We start from the raw sequence: 16929 nt of genomic DNA, 5'->3' as shown, positions 1-16929 counted from the left end.
TTTATCCCTTTACAGATCCTACCATGAGTCCTTGCACGAAATACTTCTGGAGGAACGGATACACCATCACGATCGGCAGCGCCGACATCATGATCGTCGCGGCGCGTATCGTCTCGACGGGCGGAGGCAGGCTGTCGCCGCTCAGTTGGTCGATGGAGAACGTGTACATTTTCCGCAGAATCAACTGCAGCGTCGATAGATCGGGATTGTTGATATAGATAATGACGTTAATATATTCGTTCCAGTGCCCGACGCCGTAGAAGAGCGCGAGCGTGGCGATGATCGGCAGCGACAGCGGCATCATGATGCGGATCATGATCCCTAGCTCCGAGCACCCGTCGATGCGGGCCGACTCCCGGAGCTCCGTAGGAACCCCTTGGAAGAAGTTGCGCATGAGAATCAGCAGCCAAGCGTTGATCGCGGAAGGCAGCATGAGCGCCCATACGGTGTCGACCAGATGCAGCGAGCGCACGACGAGGTAGGACGGAATCAAGCCGCCGCTGTACAGCATCGCGATGAGCACGATCATCATCAAGACGTTGCGTCCCGGCAAATCCCGGTTGGACAGCACGTACGCGCCCAGCGACGTCATGACGAGGTTGATGATCGTGCCGACGACCGTAATGAAGATCGTGACGCCGTAAGCGTCCAGCAAGCCCGAGTAGCGAAGCACGTAACGATAGCTGTCGAGATGGATGGACTTGGGGAACAGCAGCATCCCATTGTTCTCGACGATGTCCTTCATATTCGCGAACGAGACGAACAGCACGTTCAGGAAAGGATACAGAGTCGTGACGCAGATGAGCATCAGGAACGCCCAGATCGCATAGTCGGCGATGCCGGGCTTCGTCAGATTGCCGGTCGAGCCCTTTACCATATGCCGCCCTCCTCGTCGATTTTCTTCGCCATCCGGTTGGCGATCAGCACGAGCGCGAGCGCGATGAGCGTCCGGAACATGCCCACGGCCGCCGCGTAGCTGAAGTTGTTGATGTTGAGCAGACCGACGCGGTAAATGTAATAGTCGAGTACCTCCGCGACGGAAGACACCTGCGGGTTGATCATGACGAGCACTTGCTCGAAGCTGACGCTGAGCAGCCCGCCGAGGCTCATGATGAACATGATGCTGATGACGCTCCGGATGCCGGGCAGCGTAATGTGCCACATGCGCTGCAGGCGGTTCGCCCCGTCCATCGCGGAAGCTTCGTACAGATGGGGATCGACCTTCGTCAGCGCGGCCAGGAAGATGATCGCGTTCCAGCCGATTTCCTTCCACAGCGCGCTTCCGACGAACATCGTCCGGAAGTAGTCGGTCGAGGACAGGAACGGAACCGTGTCGCCGAACGACGACTTCAGTATCGAGTTGATCAGGCCGCTCTCCGAGAAGAAGTTGTACATCAAGCCGTAGACGACGACCCAAGAGACGAAGTGCGGCAAGTACGACACGGTCTGGAACAGGCGCCGCCACCTCGCGAACCTCATCTCGTACATCAGGATCGCGAACAGAATCGGGGCCGGGAAGCCGAACAACGTCCGATAGAAGGCGAGCACGATCGTGTTGTTGAACACGACCCAGAAGTCCCCGTTCTCGATGAATCTCTTGAAGTGGTCCAGCCCCGCCCAAGGGCTGCCGAACATGCCGTCCATGAAGTTGTAATGCTTGAACGCGATAATGCCCCCGGCCATCGGAGCGTAATGGAAAATTGCGTAGTACGCGAGCACCGGAACGAACAGCGCGTACAGCGAACCGTAACGTCTCATCGTATTGCGGAATCCTCTCCGCTTGCTCGTTCGCGCCTTCTCCCGCGCGGCGACCGCGGGCGCGCTCAGGTTAGCAGATGACATCGGCATCGTCCCTCTCCTTCTTGCGATGGAAGTTATGGTGTAGGTGTAAGCGGTTTCGGTCTATCGCGGCCGATCCGTATCCGTATCATGGCACGGCGGGCGCGCGGCCGCTAGCGGACAAATCGCGCATACGGCGCCATTTCGCCGAATCGTCGATTCGGATAAATAACGTCGGTTTGGCGCATTCGGGAACGGAACGGGGGACCGCGAGCGCGGCCCCCCGTCGGAGCGACCCGCGCTCCCGTTCTATTCCGGGCTTGTCGTCGGCTTATACGCCGGAAGCCATCTGCGTGCCCTTCAGCTCGTTGTACTTGTTAACCTTGGAATCGAATACGGTCTTGCCGCCCTTCTTCTTCCACGTCGCGACGTAATCGTCCCACTTGTCGAGCGATTCTACGCCCGTGACGAACTTGATGAACATCTCTTCTTCGTACTTCGCCACGTCGGCGCCGTACGTCTTGTGTTCCTCCGTCAGCGGAATGCCGTAGAAGATGTCCTGGTACAACGTATAGCTCGATGCGGCGTTGATGAACCGGTTGTTCTCGATCTCGACCGGGTTCGTCGTACCGGCCGCGGCCTTCTGCACGAGATCGACGCGGGAGACGACCTGGCTCAGCGGATCGAGCCACTTCTCGTCGTACGCTTGCTGGCCTTCCGGTGTTCTCGGCTCGGTCGCCGACGTATAATGCGTGCCCTTAATGCCGAAGCGCGCGAGCTCCCAGCCTTCTTCCGTGGACAGGTAGTCGAGGAACTTAATCGCTTCCTCCGGGTTTTTGGCTTTCGCGGAGATCGCGACGGATGCGCCGACGTTGCCGAAGGAGTACATGCCGCTCTTGCCTTCCGGTCCGACGAGTCCCGGCAGAATCGGATCCCACTTCGCGCCCGGCACGATCTCGTTCATCTTCAATTGCTGGGTCAGCTGCTGCGGCGCGATCGACCACCAGGCGTTGAAGTACCCGATCTTGCCTTGCGCCGCCTTCTGCAGCGCTTGGTCGGCCTTGAGCGTGAACAGCTCAGGATCGATGACCTTGGCGTCCCACAGCTTCTTGATGTAGCCGATCGCCTCCTTATACTCCGGCGACACCGCGACGGGGGTAATCGTATTGTCCTTCGCGTAGCTCGCCATCGGCGTGCTGCCGCCGATGAAGCCGGGCGCCACGCCGTACGCGCCGAAGATCGGCATGAACGATTCGCTGTAGGTGTTCGTCACGCCCAGTCCGTACGTGTCGGCTTTGCCGTTGCCGTCCGGATCGTCGAACGTGAACGCTTGCAGCATCGCTTCGAATTCGTCGAGGTTCGTGGGCGCCTTCAGCTGCAGCTTATCCAACCAGTCCCTCCGCAGAACCGGGACTTCCTTGCCCGCGACGTTCTCGTACGGGATGACGAACTGCTTGCCCTTGTATTTCGTCAGCTCCCACAGCTCGGCCGGGATGTTCTGCTTCAGGTTCGGACCGTACTGTTCGATCAGTTCCGTCAGATCCATATAGAGACCTTGATCCGCGTAGTTCTGGTAGTCGAAGGCGCCGAGCCGGCTGAGGTCCGGGATATCGCCCGAAGCGGCGAGCACGTTGTACTTGCTGTTGAAATCGTTGTTCGGATACATCGTCACTTTCAGCTTGACGTTCGCGCGGGCCTCGAGCTCCTTGGTCCCCGGATTGTCGTCCTTCCATACCCGTCCGAGATCCGGCTGGATCATGGAGAGCGCCGCGGGCTCCTTCGGCGTCTCGCTTGCGGCTTGGCTGGATGCGGGGGCGGATGCGGACGCCGGCGCGCTATTCTCTGTATTCGTATTGCCGTCGTTGCCGCACCCCGCTACCAACGCTGCGGACAAGCTTACTGCGCATAAAGCGGTGATGCGGGTTCTCGCGATCTGTCTCATGTGATCTCCCTCTCGATTCGATAATATCGTTCCGCATGGTGTAAGCGATTCCAATCTCCGCCGTACGGACCGTACCCGAATCATGGCACGCGGAACGCCGCCCCTTCCATCGATCAATCCGCCGTTTTCGCTTCTTTCCGCTGAATCAGCGGTTTGGATACTTATAATCGTTCTGGTTCGTAAGACGTTAAAGAGGGTCATCCCTTGGTCGGCTAGCCGACCGAAGAATAACCCTTGCCTCGCGGTTCTTCTATTCGATTGCTCCCGCTCCGTCTCCGAACCTTAGCGTCAGGATGGATTCAGCCGGACAATCAAACCCGCCGGCGCCATCCGCATTCGCCCCCTCCGCATCCGCATCCGACTCGTCGAGCATGACGCTTCGCGCCTTGACGACGCCTAGCGGACTCGACGCCGATATGACTCGCGACTCGCGATCGTTCCATAGCCGCAGCACCAAACCGTCCCCGTCTTCCGCCTGCTTCAGACAGCTGGCGAACGGCTCCGCGCCGTCGGCATCGGCGACGCGAAGCAACGAGGCGCAAGAAGGGAGCTCGCCACCGTGCAGCGAATCGCCTTCGGCGAGCAGCGGCGTCCGGTAATCGCTCGCCTGGGCCAAGCAATCGCCTTGCCGCCAATCGCCTTCATGCGGAATGAGCGCGTATTCGAAGCGATGCTCGCCACGGCATTGGCCGCCCGGCGCCGGATAGTTCGCTCCGGCCGCGGGTCCGATATGGCCGGCGGACCGAAGCAGCGTCAAGAGCAGGCGAACGCCGTCGTCCCCTTGCTCCGCCTCGTAAGCCGGCAAGCCTCGCGTAGATAGGCAGAGGCCGTCCCTGCCGTCGGACACGTCGACGAATTCCTGGAACGGTTCGTCCCGCCACTCCGGTCCGGGCTTGCCCGCCGTCCTCTCGACGACGTGATAGTGATCGTACGCGGACGCCGTCTCCGTCCGGATGCCCGTCTCGAACGCGACGCGAAGCATGTGGTCGTCGCAGTTATTGTCCAGCTCGACGGCTAACTCCAGCCGATCGATGCCCGCGCGCAGCGTCGCGTAAGCGACGATCGGCATTCGGCGCTGCGTCGCGGAGCGAGCCGACGGCCCGGCTGCTTCGGGCAGTGACCAAGCCAGCTCGGCTCGGAACACGACCCGGTCGGCGAACGCTTCGTGCAGCCGCCATGCCGCCCCGACGGCGCGCGAATCTCTCTCGTCCCGCTCAGGGTACTCATGATGGTCGTACAGATCCCCAACCTCTTCTCGATCCAGGAAGTAATGCAGCCCCGAATAGACGCGACTCGTCCGCTTGTAGGTCAAGTCGAACGTTCCGTCCGCATGGAAGCGAACGGCAAGCCCGGCGTTCTCCATGCCGTTGTCGGTTGCCTTCACCTTCGCCATCGCCGTCGCCGTCGCCGTTACGACCGCTTCCCTGCTTGCCAGACTCGCTTGCCGAATCCAATACGTCCGGTATCCGATTCCCGGCACCGCTTCCGCCAAGAAGTCGACCTCCAAGACGGTTAACACGAGATCGTCCGCCTTGTCGTCGTCCGCGTCCTTGGACGACACGCGGGCAAGCATGTCCGCGGTCATATAGACGCTCTCCAAGTCCTTGTTCTTGCAAGCGACCCGGCGAACGCGCGAAGGAACGACGGCTCCCTTCTCGTCGATCAGCTCGTAGGCTTCGTGCTTGAATCGGCGCGTAACGCGAGCGAGCTGCCGTACCGGCGCCGTCTTCGTCCTTCCGAGCGGATTCACGACGACGAGGGCGACGGCACGTTCGTCCGCATGCGACGTGTCGATGGCGGGCAATAGCGCGTGCAAGCCGTCCTTGATCAGATACGCTCCCGTGCCCTCGATCTCTTCGTAGCGGTTCATCATGTCGCGGTGCACTTGGTCCAGGCTGCAGCCGCAGATGGAGTCGTGCGGGTGGTTCGCGAGCAGCAGCTTCCATAGATGGCGAAGCAGTCCGGCCGGATATGCCGCGCCGCCCGCCATGCGAGCCATCGTCCATAGCGGCTCCAAGCTTCTCTGCAGCATCGTCTCGCAGCGGTCGTTCGCTTGCTTCAAGGGCATATGCGAGGAGAGCGTGCCGACGAGATCCATCGGCGCCTGCTCCGAGCCCCGCATCTCGCCGCGATATTGCTGTAAGGTCCCCGCTTCCGCCGCCACGGCGTTCAAGTAGTCTTCCGGCGTGCCGAAGACGATCTCGTATTCGTCCTGGTTCGCGTTGATGTAGTCGACGATGCCCGGCAGAGAAGCTCTCGGCTCCATATGATCGATGCCGACCGGGAAGTATAGCGGCGATGCCGCCGCCTTCGCGCTCTGTTCCGCGGCTTCCTTCAAGAACGCCTCCAGCACCGCCGCCGGTTCCGGCCGCAGCGATTCCGGCCTCGTTATATCCGTCCAGATGTCCGGATAGCTCAGGAACACTCCTTCGCTATACCCGCGGTTGGCCGCCAAGACGCTCGAGCCCGCGGGTCCCTCCCATTCGAATTCGTACCAGGACCGATCCTCGTCCCGCGTCGGCCGTCCTCGCCCGAACGTCGCGAGCCGGATGCCGAAGCCGTTCAGGATGAGCGGCAGGCTGGCCAAGCTGCCGAAGGAATCCGGCACGTAGCCGAGCATCATCGGTCGCCCGCCCTTCCCGCGCGTTTCCTGCATCCCGATGAGCAGGTTGCGGATCATCGATTCCCCGTTCTCCAGAAACTGATCCGCGAGCACGTACCAAGGACCGGCGATCAATCGGTCTTCGGACAGCAGCGAAGACACCAGCTCCCGCTTCTCCGGCCGAATGGACAAGTAGTCTTCCAAGACGATCGCTTGCCCGTCGAGTAAGAACCGGTAATTCGGATGCTCGGCTATGATGCTCAGCAGACGATCGACCAGATTCACCCAACGGACTTGGAACTGCCCTCTCGTCATGACCCATTCGCGATCCCAGTGCGTCGTCGGCGTCACGAACGCCTTACGTCTCGTCATCGTACGATCCTCCATTCCGGCGCGGCCAGCAGTCCTGCCGGCCACAGCACGTAACCGTCCGTGTAGGCGTCCCCTTCAGTCAACCAGCTCCATGGCGCGTAGAAGGGAGCAACGGCAGGCAACATATGCAGCGGACCGAACGTATTGCGTCTCGTCAGCACGACGTCGACCTCAAGATCTCCCTTCGCTTCCGGACTGCCGCTCCAATCCATACGCGCTTCGCAAGGCTCCCAAGCGACGACTCGTTCCTCTCGCCCGTCGCGAACGACGAGGCAGGCGGCCTCGTAGGAAGGAAACGATACGACGAGCGGCCAGTCTCGGATGCCTTCGGATCCGGAGGCATCCGAGACTGGCCGCGGCAACGAATACGTGATGCGCCCTCCGTAGAAGGGCAAGCCTTGCTTCGCGACGTCGCCGACGTCCAGCTTCTCGGGCAGTCTCGTCAGCGTCTTGCGGTTACCTTGCAAGTCGACGCCGAACGAACCTAGCACGTAGATCGCTTCCAACTGGGAAGCCTCTTCGAACCTCGTCTCCAACACGACCCGATTATCCCCGAGCCTCAGCGCTTCCGAGGGAATCGCAAGCCGAACGAAGCAGCGGTCGACCCATCGCCCCTCGGTCGACCGGTTCGTAACCGGGCACCCGTTCACGGTGACGAGGAACCGTTCCGGCCGTTCGATCGCGAGGCAGACGTCCCCTTCCGGGATATGCTCCGCTTGGAAATCGAACGCCAGCTTGACGGGGTAACCCTCCGAAGCTTCCCGAGCGCCATTCTTGGCCGCGAACCAAGGCTGGACCATATCGCCTCCGCGGAACGGAACGCCGATCTCCGAGCGAATCGCGCGATCGACGCGCAAGATGTCGTCGGCCTCTCTCGCCGGTTCTTCTCCCCGCTGCAGGGAGGCGTAATCCAGCACGCACACGTTCGGTTCTTCCAACCGGTAAGCGAAAGATCCCTCCCACGTACCCGCGCGAACGAAATCGGCGACATCGCGAACAGCCACGGGTACGGATACGGGAGCCTTCGACCGGTCGATCACGAACGCCCTCTCGCCTCCGGGAGGGAAGTCGGCTACGATAACCATTCCGTCTTCTTCGAGCTCGGCGCCGACGACCGTCCGGGTACCCGTCGCGCAGTGCCACTCTTCCGCCACCCCTGTCGCCGGGACGCGAATGCGAACGCCGCTTTTGCCCCGGTTGCCGTCCATGTTCAACAGCACGAGGTACAGCACGTCGCCCTCTTCCCGAATCTGGGCGCACATATCGTCGATCTCTTGTCCAGTCGCCGAATCCGTCACCAGAATTCCCGCCGAACCGAGCCGACGCAACGCCGCGATCGTCTCGTCCCGGGAGAAGGGGACGCTCGTCGAATCCGCAGCCAACGCCGAAGCCTCGTCGGAAAGGACGGCATCGACGTAGCCCGGCGCGGAGCCGACGAAGAGCACGTTGCCGCCCGCCTCCCGGAACCGGCGAAGCAACGCCAGCGTCGCGCTTCTCATCGTCTCCATGCCGCCGACGACGACGGTGCGATAGCGGGCTTGACCGAGCTCGAAGACAGGCCGTCCGTCCTCATCCGCATCAATGCCGCCGAGCCGCGCCATCATCTCTTCGTCGCCGTAATCGAAGTCGATGCGGGCGCCCGCGAGCCAATGGAACAGATCCTCGTATTGCCGTTCCAGTTGCCGGACGGCAGGAGACTGCGCCTCTAACTGCCGAGACCATCCCGGGTACACTTGACACCATACGCTCTCGATCGGATTCAGCACGAGCACGTCGCATATCGGCTTGCCCTGGGACAATATCACGCCGAGACGGGCGAAGTACGTCTCGACGTACGCATACTCCCTCCACCAAGCCGATTGGTCGGACAGGCTCGCCGGATAATCCCTCTTCGCTTCCCCCTCCATCGTGTACCAAGAGAGATGGTGGCACCGCAGGTTAATGCCGAAGAGCGCTTGCCAATCTCCGACCGCCTTATGGCTCTTGAAGTTCATCTGCCATCCCGTGCACCCGTACAGCTCGGACAACAGCCACCGCCGTCCCGTCTGGCGCGCAGCGGACGACAATTGCTTAACGATCCAATAGCACCTGTTGCCTTCCGTCAAGACGTCCACGCCCGGATAATCCATATGCTCGTAATACCGCATGACGGATCCGCACATGGCCGCTTGCGCGGACAACGAATCCTCGTGCAGCACGTGCCCGGTCAGAATCATCCGGTTCCGCCCGCACCACTCCCGCACCGGCACGGCGAAGTTGTCCAGGAACAATTGCTGCAGCAGCTCCATGTAATGCCACTTCACCTGCGATACGGCCCGGCCTTCCGGGTGCAGGAACAGCTCCGGCAAGCGGTCCTCCAAGCCATACCCGAATCGTCGGTCGAACGCTTCGAACAACGCGTCCGTCCAAGGCGTCAACCATTCCGCGTCGCGATTGCGCAGGCCGAAGCCGTCCATGACCGCTCCGCGGTGCGGTTCGTCCGTGAAGATGCCTCGGACGACTTGCCCGAAGCGCCGTCCGATCCGGTCTCCGTACTTCTCGTGCGTACTCTCCAGAAACCGGGCCGTCGCGTCCGCGTTCATCGTATCGACGTAGCAGTTCCCGTTATAGAACGGCTCGCCGGCCATCTCCTCGATCGTGAACGCCAGCACCCACTGAGACGGATCAACGCTCCCCGTCTCCGTATCCCGATCCTCCAGCCGCAGGCAATCGAATACGGCCAACCCTTCGAGCCTGCACGCGAAGACGGCGATCGCCCCCTCCGCGCCCGCATACTCGCCGGGGGGATAGACGCTCAGCCGAATGAACCTTCGCCGATAGGCCGGGTCGGCGGTCACCGTTCCCCCCGCCGTTCCGCTCGGCCACCGGTCCTCGTCGTACAGCCATGCCTCCAAGCCGAGCTTCTCCGCCTCTTCGGCGCAAGCCTCGGTAAGGTCCATCCACTCGTCGCCCAAGTATTCCGTTGCCAAGCCCGTACGCGAATGCATGAAGAAGCCGCCGAAGCCCATCTCCTTGAACACGCGAATCTGGCGCAGCATTTCTTCTTGGTTCAATTCCCCGTTCCACGACCAGAAGGGCTTGCCCCGATACGCTTCGGTCGGCGACTCGAACAAGGAGAAGGCTCCGTTACCCGACGATTCCATTGCGCTCTCTCCTCTCATCAGCAAGGCCCCTCCGTTCAACCGGAGGGGCCGCTCGCGACAGACTGCATTCCGTCGTTACTTGGCTTGCTTGGAAGCGACGAACGCGGCCGCTTGCTTCTTGACTTCTTCGGCGACTTTCTCCGCGCCCGCTTTCTTATAGCGCTCGATGAGATCGGCGACGGAAGCGTCGACGTCTTTGACGAGACCCAGTTGAATCGGCAACGAGTATTGCTTCTCGATATTCACGATAAGGGCGAGCTCCGTCTTGATGTTCGACGTGTCGACGTTGAAGCCGTTAAGCAGATACGGAGCCGCCTTGTCGAGCAACGCCTTCTTCGTGTCGATGTACTGCTGCGTGTAGCTCTCGAGCGGCGGCCATTGGTCGCGGTTGTTGGACCACCAACCCGCTCCGTACATCGGGTACGGGTTCGGATCGGACTTGGCGACGACGAGCTTGCCGTCCCCGTTGATCGTGTAGTGCTTGCCTTCGACGCCGAACGCGAGCAGCATGTTGTACGATTTGTCCTGATGCAGCAAGTCGACCGCCTTCATGGCGCGTTCATAGTTCTTGGTCGCCGGCGAGAACGCGAAGCCGTTGCCCGTCGCCGGACGGGTCATGACGACACCGGAGGCGGTCAGGTTGTTGACAGAGCCGAGCTCCCAGCCCTTGGCGATCATGTCGTTGCTGTACTGCGCGTAGTTCTCGAACGCGTTACCCCAATAGCCGGATTTGCCTTCCTTGGCGAGATCTTGGGCCGCCGTTTTTTGAACGAACGGGTTTTTCGGCAAGAAGCCTTTGTCCGCCCACTCCTTCATCTGCTTCGCGGCCGCGGTGTACTTCGCCTTGAAGCCCTCGTCGAGCAGACCGGTGATCGTGTAGTTCGGATCGTCCGGGAAGAAGCCGATCAGGTCGCGCGATTCCTTGTGCACCCAGTTCTGCAGCAGCCCGCCGAAGATGCCCTGAATGTCGGTAGCGCCGCCGTCGACTGGCAGCATGCCCTTCTCGTTGTCCTTGATCGCTTGGAAGTACGGGGTGAGGTCCGCATAGGACTTGATCTCGGGCACGCTATACTTCTTCCGAATATCCTCGCGATAGAATCCCGTGCCGACGTCGAGCTCCTTGAACGTTTGCGGGATCATGTAGATCTTGCCGTCGACGCGGGCATCCGCCCACATGCCGTCGGTCGTGGCCGCCGCGGTCATGGGCATGTTGTTCTTCACGTCGTCGAGCGTAATCTCGCGGTAACCGCCTTTGGACGCGTTCGAGCCGTAGTTCACGTTGCCGAAGATGACGTCCCAATCCTGCGGGGAAGCCAACACCAGCGGGTACTTAGTCTCGTATTCGGCGAACGGCAAGTACGTCAGCTCGATCGTCGCGTTCAGGTCCGCTTGCAGCTTCTTGTTGACCTCCGCCATGACGGCGTCATTGTCCTTCGGCGCTTCGCCGAGCAGGACGAACCGGAGCGTCACCTTCTCCAGCGGCTCGGGGGCCGATTCGGACGGCGTACTGGACTCTGACGGCGTGTTCGATTCCGACGGCGCGCTCGTCTCCGAAGGCGGAGCGCTGCTGCTGCTCGCATTCTTATCGTTGTTGTTGGAGCAAGCAGCTAGTACAAGCATGAGACAGATCATGGCGAACAAGACGGAACGGAACGGCTTGGTTTGCATGCTCATCTTCGTAGCAACCTCCCATATATTGGTTGTATCTTGTTAACCGCCCACGTAGAGCGGGATTAACCTTTGACCGAGCCGATCGTCAGACCGGCGATAAAGTACTTCTGCGCGAACGGATAGGCGAAGACGATCGGCCCCGTCGCGACGACGGTCAGCGCGAGCTTGACGGTCTGCTGCGGGAGCTCGATGGCCGATACCGCGCCGCTGTTCTGAAGCAGTTGCTTCGCGAACGTCGTGGAGCTTAAGATGCGGTATAGCGTGTATTGCAGCGGGAACAGCTGATCCTCGGAGATGAAGAGCATCGCCGTATACCAGTCGTTCCAGTAGCCGAGCGCGATGAACAGGCCGATGGAGGCGAGCGCCGGCTTAAGCAGCGGGAACACGATCGTAATGAAGATCCGGAAGTCGTTCGCGCCGTCGATCTTCGCCGATTCGGAGATCGAGTCCGGGATGCTGCCCGAGATATAAGTTCTCAGAATGAGAATGTAGATGACGTTGAACATGCCGTTCAGGAGCAGGATCGACAGCGAGTTGCGCAGGTCCAGATAGTTGGACACGAGCAAGTAGTAAGGAACGAGCCCGCCGCTGAACAGCGTCGTGAAGAACAGGTAGAACGCCAGGTGGTTGCGGTATTTGACGTCCTTCCTCGACAGGACGTAGGCGCACATCGAGGAGAAGAAGATGGCGACGCACGTCCCTACGACCGTAATGAAGATCGTAACCATGTAGCTGTGGATCAGCTTGCCCGGCTCGCTCGCGATGAACTTGTACGCGCTGAGATCGAACGTTCTCGGGAAGAGCGAGTAACCGTGCCGCAGAATCGTGCTCTCGGATTCGATCGATCCGACGAGCAGCAGGACGAACGGCAGAATCGCGGCGATGCCGACCGTTCCGACGACGAGGAACGCCAGAATGTTGAAGGAAAGCACGTCTTTGGTCATTTTCACAAGGGATACCCGCCTTTCTCCGCTCGGAGGATCGGTCTAATAGAGGGCATAATCGCGATTCCATCTCTTCACCATCCAGTTGACGGCGTAGATGATGAAGAAGCTGAGCACCGACTGGTACACGCCGCCCGCGGAGGACATGCCGAAGTCGTTCGAGAAGATGAGCGACCGGAAGACGAACGTGTCGATGATGTCCGTCCTGTCCGCCAGCAGCCCGTTGTCTCCGATCAACTGGTAGAACATGTCGAACTCGCCGCGCATGATACGGGACAAGCCGAGCAGGAGGAGCGTGACGATCGTCGGCGTAAGCAGCGGAAGCGTAATGTACCGGATGCGTTGATAGATGTTCGCGCCGTCGATCTTCGCCGATTCGTAGCTCTCTTGGTCCGTGCCCATGATGGCCGACAAGTACAGCACGCTCGAGAAGCCGATGCCCTTCCAGACGTAGAACAGCGGGAGCAGGATCAGCCAGGCGTTCGGATTCGAGTAGATGTCGATCGGCTCGGCCCCGATCGACCGGAGCCAGCCGTTCACCGTGCCGTAATCGTAGTTGAAGATGTTGTAGAAGAACGCCGACACCGTCACCCAGGAGATGAAGTAGGGCAGGAACATGAACGTCTGGGCCGTCTTCTTGAACCACTTGCCGACCATCTCCGCGATGAGGACGGCGACGAGCACCGAGACGATCGTATTGAGCGCCAGGAACGCCAGGTTGAACAGGATCGTGTTCTTCGTGACGTTCCACAGCTTGCCGGAGTGGAAGAAAAATTCGAAGTTCGTCAGCCCGTTCCATTCGCTTCCGAAGATGCCGCCGTTATACGTGTACTCCTTGAAGGCGATAATGACCCCCGGCATCGGCAGGTAGGCTAGCACGAGGAAGTAGATTCCGACGGGCAAGAACATCAGATATAGAATCTTATTCTTATAGATTTCGTAGAGAAATCCGCGTTTTTTCCGGACCGCCTCCATTGCGTTCTCCTCCTTCCAAGCACACTCATGTATGCGCTTTCAAGTTGTTGATCCCATCATATAGCGTTCGCATTCGCGCCGCCACGAGGCAAAATTACGATCTCTTGGTTATTTTATGGCGCGGTCTACAACGGCAACGAGATGACCGCCGTCACGCCGGGCCCGTCGTTGTGCCTGTACGATAATCCGTAACGCTCCCCGAACAGCAGCTTAATTCTGCGGTTCACGTTCCTCGCGCCGTAGCCCCGGGTCGGGTCCGCTCCCAGCTCGTCGAGGATGCCGCCGAGCTTCTCCCGCACGATGCCTACGCCGTCGTCCTTCACGGTGATGACCAGGACGTTGCCCTCCGCGTATGCCCGTACGACGATAGACCCCTTGCCTTCTTCCGTCTCGAGAATGCCGTGGATGATCGCGTTCTCGACGAGCGGCTGCAGCGTGATTTTCGGAATCGGGTGATCTAGCAGGTCGGGTGACACCTCCCAGGATAGCGCGATGCCGTTCTTGAATCTGGCGTTCTGAATGTCGGCGTACGCCTGAATATGCGCGAGCTCGTTCTGCAGGGTGACGATGTCCTCTCCTCTGCTGAGGCTCAGCTTGTAGAACTTGGACAGCGCCTGGACCAGCTCGTAGATGCTCTGCTCGTGAATGCGCATGGCCTTCCAGTAGATCAAGTCGAGCGTGTTGTACAGAAAATGCGGGTTGATCTGCGCCTGCAGCGCCTTGAGCTCCATCGACTTCACTTCTTGCCCGAGCTCGTACTTGTCTTCGAGCAACTGGGATACCCGCGAGATCATCGACTTGAAATTGCGGGCGAGCTCGCCGATCTCGTCCTTGCTGCTATGCTGCACGTGCACGTCGAAGTCGCCTTGCTTGACGTTCTTCATCTGCCGGATGAGCGTACGGATGCGACGCGTGGCCGACGAAGCCGCGAGGAACGCGAGCGGCAAGGAGAAGACCGCGATCGCGAGCAGAATGTACATCATCTGCTTGACGTTGTCGCGCTGCGAACCGAGAATGTCGCGATACGGGACGAGACTGACGAGAACCCAATCGGAATCCGCCACGTTCTGCGCGCCGACCAAGTACACTTCGTTGCCGATCTGCCTCTTCGTCCACGCCCCCGCCTTCAGATCGTCCTTCGTATTGCCCTTAAGCACGTCGTTCCGGAAGGAGAATCCCGCTTCCGCCGCTTGGGACGAACGGGAGACGACGGTTCCTTCGTCGTCGATGAGGAAGATGGACGAGGTTGCCGAGAAGGCGACCCGGTCCAGAATCGACGAGAACAGGTTCTCCGGAACGTCCGCCCGCAGCAAGCCGATGCTGTCTTGCAGGCTGTTCGCGTCCGCGATGCTGCGGACGATCGCGATCGTCTTCGTCGTGCCGTCTCGATGGCTGACGACGACTTCGCTCGGAAACATCTCGAACGTATGCGAGCCGCGCAGAAGGTTCTCGTACCCGATCGTACCGACGATCCGCTCCATTCTCATGAAGTCGTCGGTCTCGTCTACCGCCGTGAAGGCCCGGTCCGTGTACATGCTCGTCTTCAAGATGTCGTTGCTCGGCTTGGAGAAGTAGAACTGCTTGCGGATCTTCTCGATGTCGAAGTTCCAGAGCCCGTAATTGTTCCCGTAGTATTCGGGCGTGCGGCTCAGCACTTCCTGCACTTGCTCGTTCGCCGACAGAACGTTCAAGTACGTCTTGACGACGCTGAGCTTGTACTCCATGAACGCGCGGCTCTGCTCGAACGCTTGCCGAGAAGAGTATCTCGCCTGCTCCTCGAGATCCCTGGCAGTGATCCGGTAGTTGATGAAGACGAACAAGCCGAACGAGACCGCGAGCAGGAGCAAATACTGCAGGAACAGCTTGTAGCGCAGGTTCAGGTCGCGATATCGCTTAACGGGATTGATCATAGTAATGTTTCACCCTGTACTCGGAAGGTGTAAGGCCGGCGTACTTCTTGAACAGCGTGGAGAAGTAATTCGGATCCGTCAGCCCGATGGCGGCCGCGATCTCGCTCAGCTTCATGTTGCGGTCCTGCAGCAACGCCTTCGCCTTCTCGATGCGCAGGCCGGTAATATAATCGTTCAACGTGCGTCCGGTCGACTTCTTGAAAAAAGCGCATAAATACGTCAGGCTGAGCAAGGTGCGGTCGGCGATCGATTGGATGGTAAGCTGGTTGCTCGTATAATGGGCGCCGACGTACTTCAGCACTTCGTCCAGCTTGTCCGTGCCGTGCTCCTTGCCGGCCGGCTTGCGCATGACGGCGTCGACGTTGTCGAGCAGCAACTCGGATAGCTCCCCGAGCGTCACCCGCGTATCGATCTCCCGCCACAGATAGCCGGCCTCGCTCTCGGATTCCGTCAGGTCCCACTTCATCGTCGTCTCGAACAAGACGCGCATGTAGTTGAAGTACAAATTCCGGATCTTGTTCGTATCCGGGTCGCCCGCGGCGGCGATGTCCCGGGTCGTTCGCCCGACGTATGCCGCGACCTCTTCCGGCGACTCCTCCCTGAGCAGCTTCTTGAAGCGCGCGAGCTCGCCCTTATCGATCGGATAGCTGCCGGGCTCGCGCGCGCGATCGGCTACGATGACTTGGCCGGTACCCAGGTAGAATTGCCGCTTCGCCGTGTCGCGCGCCTCCTTGTACCGCGAACCGAAGCCGCCTTCGTCCGCGAACGGAGGCGCGACGCCGACCGTCAAGCTGCACGCGCCCTCGGTCGCGCTTCGGATTCGCCCGAGCGCTTCCGCCGCCGTTCCGGCGACCGTTGCCGCGGGCAGCGATGCGTCCGCGCAAGCGATCATCGCCAGCGCGTCGTCCTCGAGGAAGCCCGAGATGAACGCAAGTCCCCCGAGACGCTCCGTCTCGCCGAGGCGGACGAGCAGCTCGTGCTTGAGAATCGCCTTCTCCCCGCTCTCGACGGATGCCGACCAATTCAGCTGCGCCGCAAGCACCAGGTAACGCATGCCCGTCCGAAGCCGCAGCACGTCGGGGTCCAAGCGCCCGGCCAGCTCGGGCAAGCCCGTGCCTCTGCCGATCAGCTCTAGCACGGCGTCTTGTCTACGGTAATGAACTTCGCCCTTGCGCCGGTCGGCTGCCTCGATCCGGCTCACGATGCCCTCGATTAGCGTCCGCAGCGCTTCCAGATCGACCGGCTTGTCCAGGTAGTCGACCGCGTGAAGCTGAATGGCCGACTTCAAGTACTCCTTGTCCGAGAATCCGCTCAGGAAGACGATCTCGCATGCCGGGCACCGTTCCCGGATCTGGCGCGCGAGCTCGATGCCGTTCATTCTCGGCATGCGGATATCGGTCAGCAGAATCGCCGGCGGGAACGTCTCCGCGAGCGCAAGCGCGGCCAAGCCGTTCTCGGCGGCGCGAACGTCCCGGATGCCCCAGTCCGCCCATGGCACGAGATCCTTCAGACTTTCCCTCGTCGTCTCCTCGTCGTCGACGATCATCAGATTCGCCATCGCTTGTCCCCCTTTTTGGTCGTTGCTTATGAC

The 16929-nt window shown here is 60.5% G+C and carries 10 protein-coding genes; all 10 read right to left on the bottom strand.

Going from position 1 to position 16929, the window contains the following annotated elements; genetic code table 11:
- Position 1: 1 nt before the first annotated feature.
- The 10 genes from ACFQZG_RS05455 to ACFQZG_RS05410 all read right to left on the bottom strand — a co-directional run bounded on the left by ACFQZG_RS05455 (position 2) and on the right by ACFQZG_RS05410 (position 16896).
- Positions 2-877, bottom strand: a complete 876-nt coding sequence (locus ACFQZG_RS05455; protein WP_378150547.1) for a carbohydrate ABC transporter permease — start codon at positions 875-877, stop codon at positions 2-4.
- The gene (locus ACFQZG_RS05450; protein ID WP_378150546.1) at positions 871-1848 is read right to left on the bottom strand and encodes an ABC transporter permease; all 978 of its coding nucleotides are present in this window, start codon (positions 1846-1848) and stop codon (positions 871-873) included. The genes ACFQZG_RS05455 and ACFQZG_RS05450 overlap by 7 nt, the downstream gene beginning before the upstream one ends.
- A 262-nt stretch (positions 1849-2110) precedes the next feature.
- Entirely contained in the window at positions 2111-3721 is a 1611-nt protein-coding gene (locus ACFQZG_RS05445) for an extracellular solute-binding protein (RefSeq protein ID WP_378150545.1), read from the bottom strand.
- Between the two features lie 250 nt (positions 3722-3971).
- Entirely contained in the window at positions 3972-6695 is a 2724-nt protein-coding gene (locus ACFQZG_RS05440) for a glycoside hydrolase family 38 N-terminal domain-containing protein (protein ID WP_378150544.1), read from the bottom strand.
- The gene (locus ACFQZG_RS05435) at positions 6692-9838 is read right to left on the bottom strand and encodes a glycosyl hydrolase (protein WP_378150543.1); all 3147 of its coding nucleotides are present in this window, start codon (positions 9836-9838) and stop codon (positions 6692-6694) included. Before ACFQZG_RS05435 ends, ACFQZG_RS05440 begins: the two co-directional genes overlap by 4 nt.
- Positions 9839-9913: 75 nt before the next feature.
- Positions 9914-11512 (bottom strand): ABC transporter substrate-binding protein, encoded by a 1599-nt coding sequence (locus tag ACFQZG_RS05430; protein ID WP_378150542.1) that lies wholly within the window; start codon positions 11510-11512, stop codon positions 9914-9916.
- Between the two features lie 59 nt (positions 11513-11571).
- The gene (locus tag ACFQZG_RS05425) at positions 11572-12453 is read right to left on the bottom strand and encodes a carbohydrate ABC transporter permease (RefSeq protein ID WP_378151573.1); all 882 of its coding nucleotides are present in this window, start codon (positions 12451-12453) and stop codon (positions 11572-11574) included.
- A 42-nt stretch (positions 12454-12495) separates the two neighbouring features.
- A complete protein-coding gene (locus ACFQZG_RS05420) occupies positions 12496-13428 on the bottom strand; it encodes an ABC transporter permease (RefSeq protein ID WP_378150541.1) in 933 nt (310 codons plus the stop codon).
- A 125-nt stretch (positions 13429-13553) separates the two neighbouring features.
- Positions 13554-15338, bottom strand: a complete 1785-nt coding sequence (locus ACFQZG_RS05415; RefSeq protein WP_378150540.1) for a cache domain-containing sensor histidine kinase — start codon at positions 15336-15338, stop codon at positions 13554-13556.
- A complete protein-coding gene (locus ACFQZG_RS05410) occupies positions 15322-16896 on the bottom strand; it encodes a response regulator transcription factor (RefSeq protein ID WP_378150539.1) in 1575 nt (524 codons plus the stop codon). The genes ACFQZG_RS05415 and ACFQZG_RS05410 overlap by 17 nt, the downstream gene beginning before the upstream one ends.
- Positions 16897-16929 lie beyond the last annotated feature (33 nt).

The organism is Cohnella sp. GCM10027633 (assembly GCF_042675445.1).
Lineage (GTDB): Bacteria > Bacillota > Bacilli > Paenibacillales > Paenibacillaceae > Cohnella.
This window is presented reverse-complemented; position numbering and strand designations above follow the sequence as displayed.

What these genes read in the sequence shown, in the direction of transcription:
- ACFQZG_RS05415 (WP_378150540.1), bottom strand. Translation starts at nt 15,338, where the DNA reads ATGATCAATCCCGTTAAGCGATATCGCGACCTGAACCTGCGCTACAAG.
- ACFQZG_RS05450 (WP_378150546.1), bottom strand. Translation starts at nt 1,848, where the DNA reads ATGCCGATGTCATCTGCTAACCTGAGCGCGCCCGCGGTCGCCGCGCGG.
- ACFQZG_RS05445 (WP_378150545.1), bottom strand. Translation starts at nt 3,721, where the DNA reads ATGAGACAGATCGCGAGAACCCGCATCACCGCTTTATGCGCAGTAAGC.
- ACFQZG_RS05425 (WP_378151573.1), bottom strand. Translation starts at nt 12,453, where the DNA reads ATGACCAAAGACGTGCTTTCCTTCAACATTCTGGCGTTCCTCGTCGTC.
- ACFQZG_RS05420 (WP_378150541.1), bottom strand. Translation starts at nt 13,428, where the DNA reads ATGGAGGCGGTCCGGAAAAAACGCGGATTTCTCTACGAAATCTATAAG.
- ACFQZG_RS05455 (WP_378150547.1), bottom strand. Translation starts at nt 877, where the DNA reads ATGGTAAAGGGCTCGACCGGCAATCTGACGAAGCCCGGCATCGCCGAC.
- ACFQZG_RS05440 (WP_378150544.1), bottom strand. Translation starts at nt 6,695, where the DNA reads ATGACGAGACGTAAGGCGTTCGTGACGCCGACGACGCACTGGGATCGC.
- ACFQZG_RS05435 (WP_378150543.1), bottom strand. Translation starts at nt 9,838, where the DNA reads ATGGAATCGTCGGGTAACGGAGCCTTCTCCTTGTTCGAGTCGCCGACC.
- ACFQZG_RS05430 (WP_378150542.1), bottom strand. Translation starts at nt 11,512, where the DNA reads ATGAGCATGCAAACCAAGCCGTTCCGTTCCGTCTTGTTCGCCATGATC.
- ACFQZG_RS05410 (WP_378150539.1), bottom strand. Translation starts at nt 16,896, where the DNA reads ATGGCGAATCTGATGATCGTCGACGACGAGGAGACGACGAGGGAAAGT.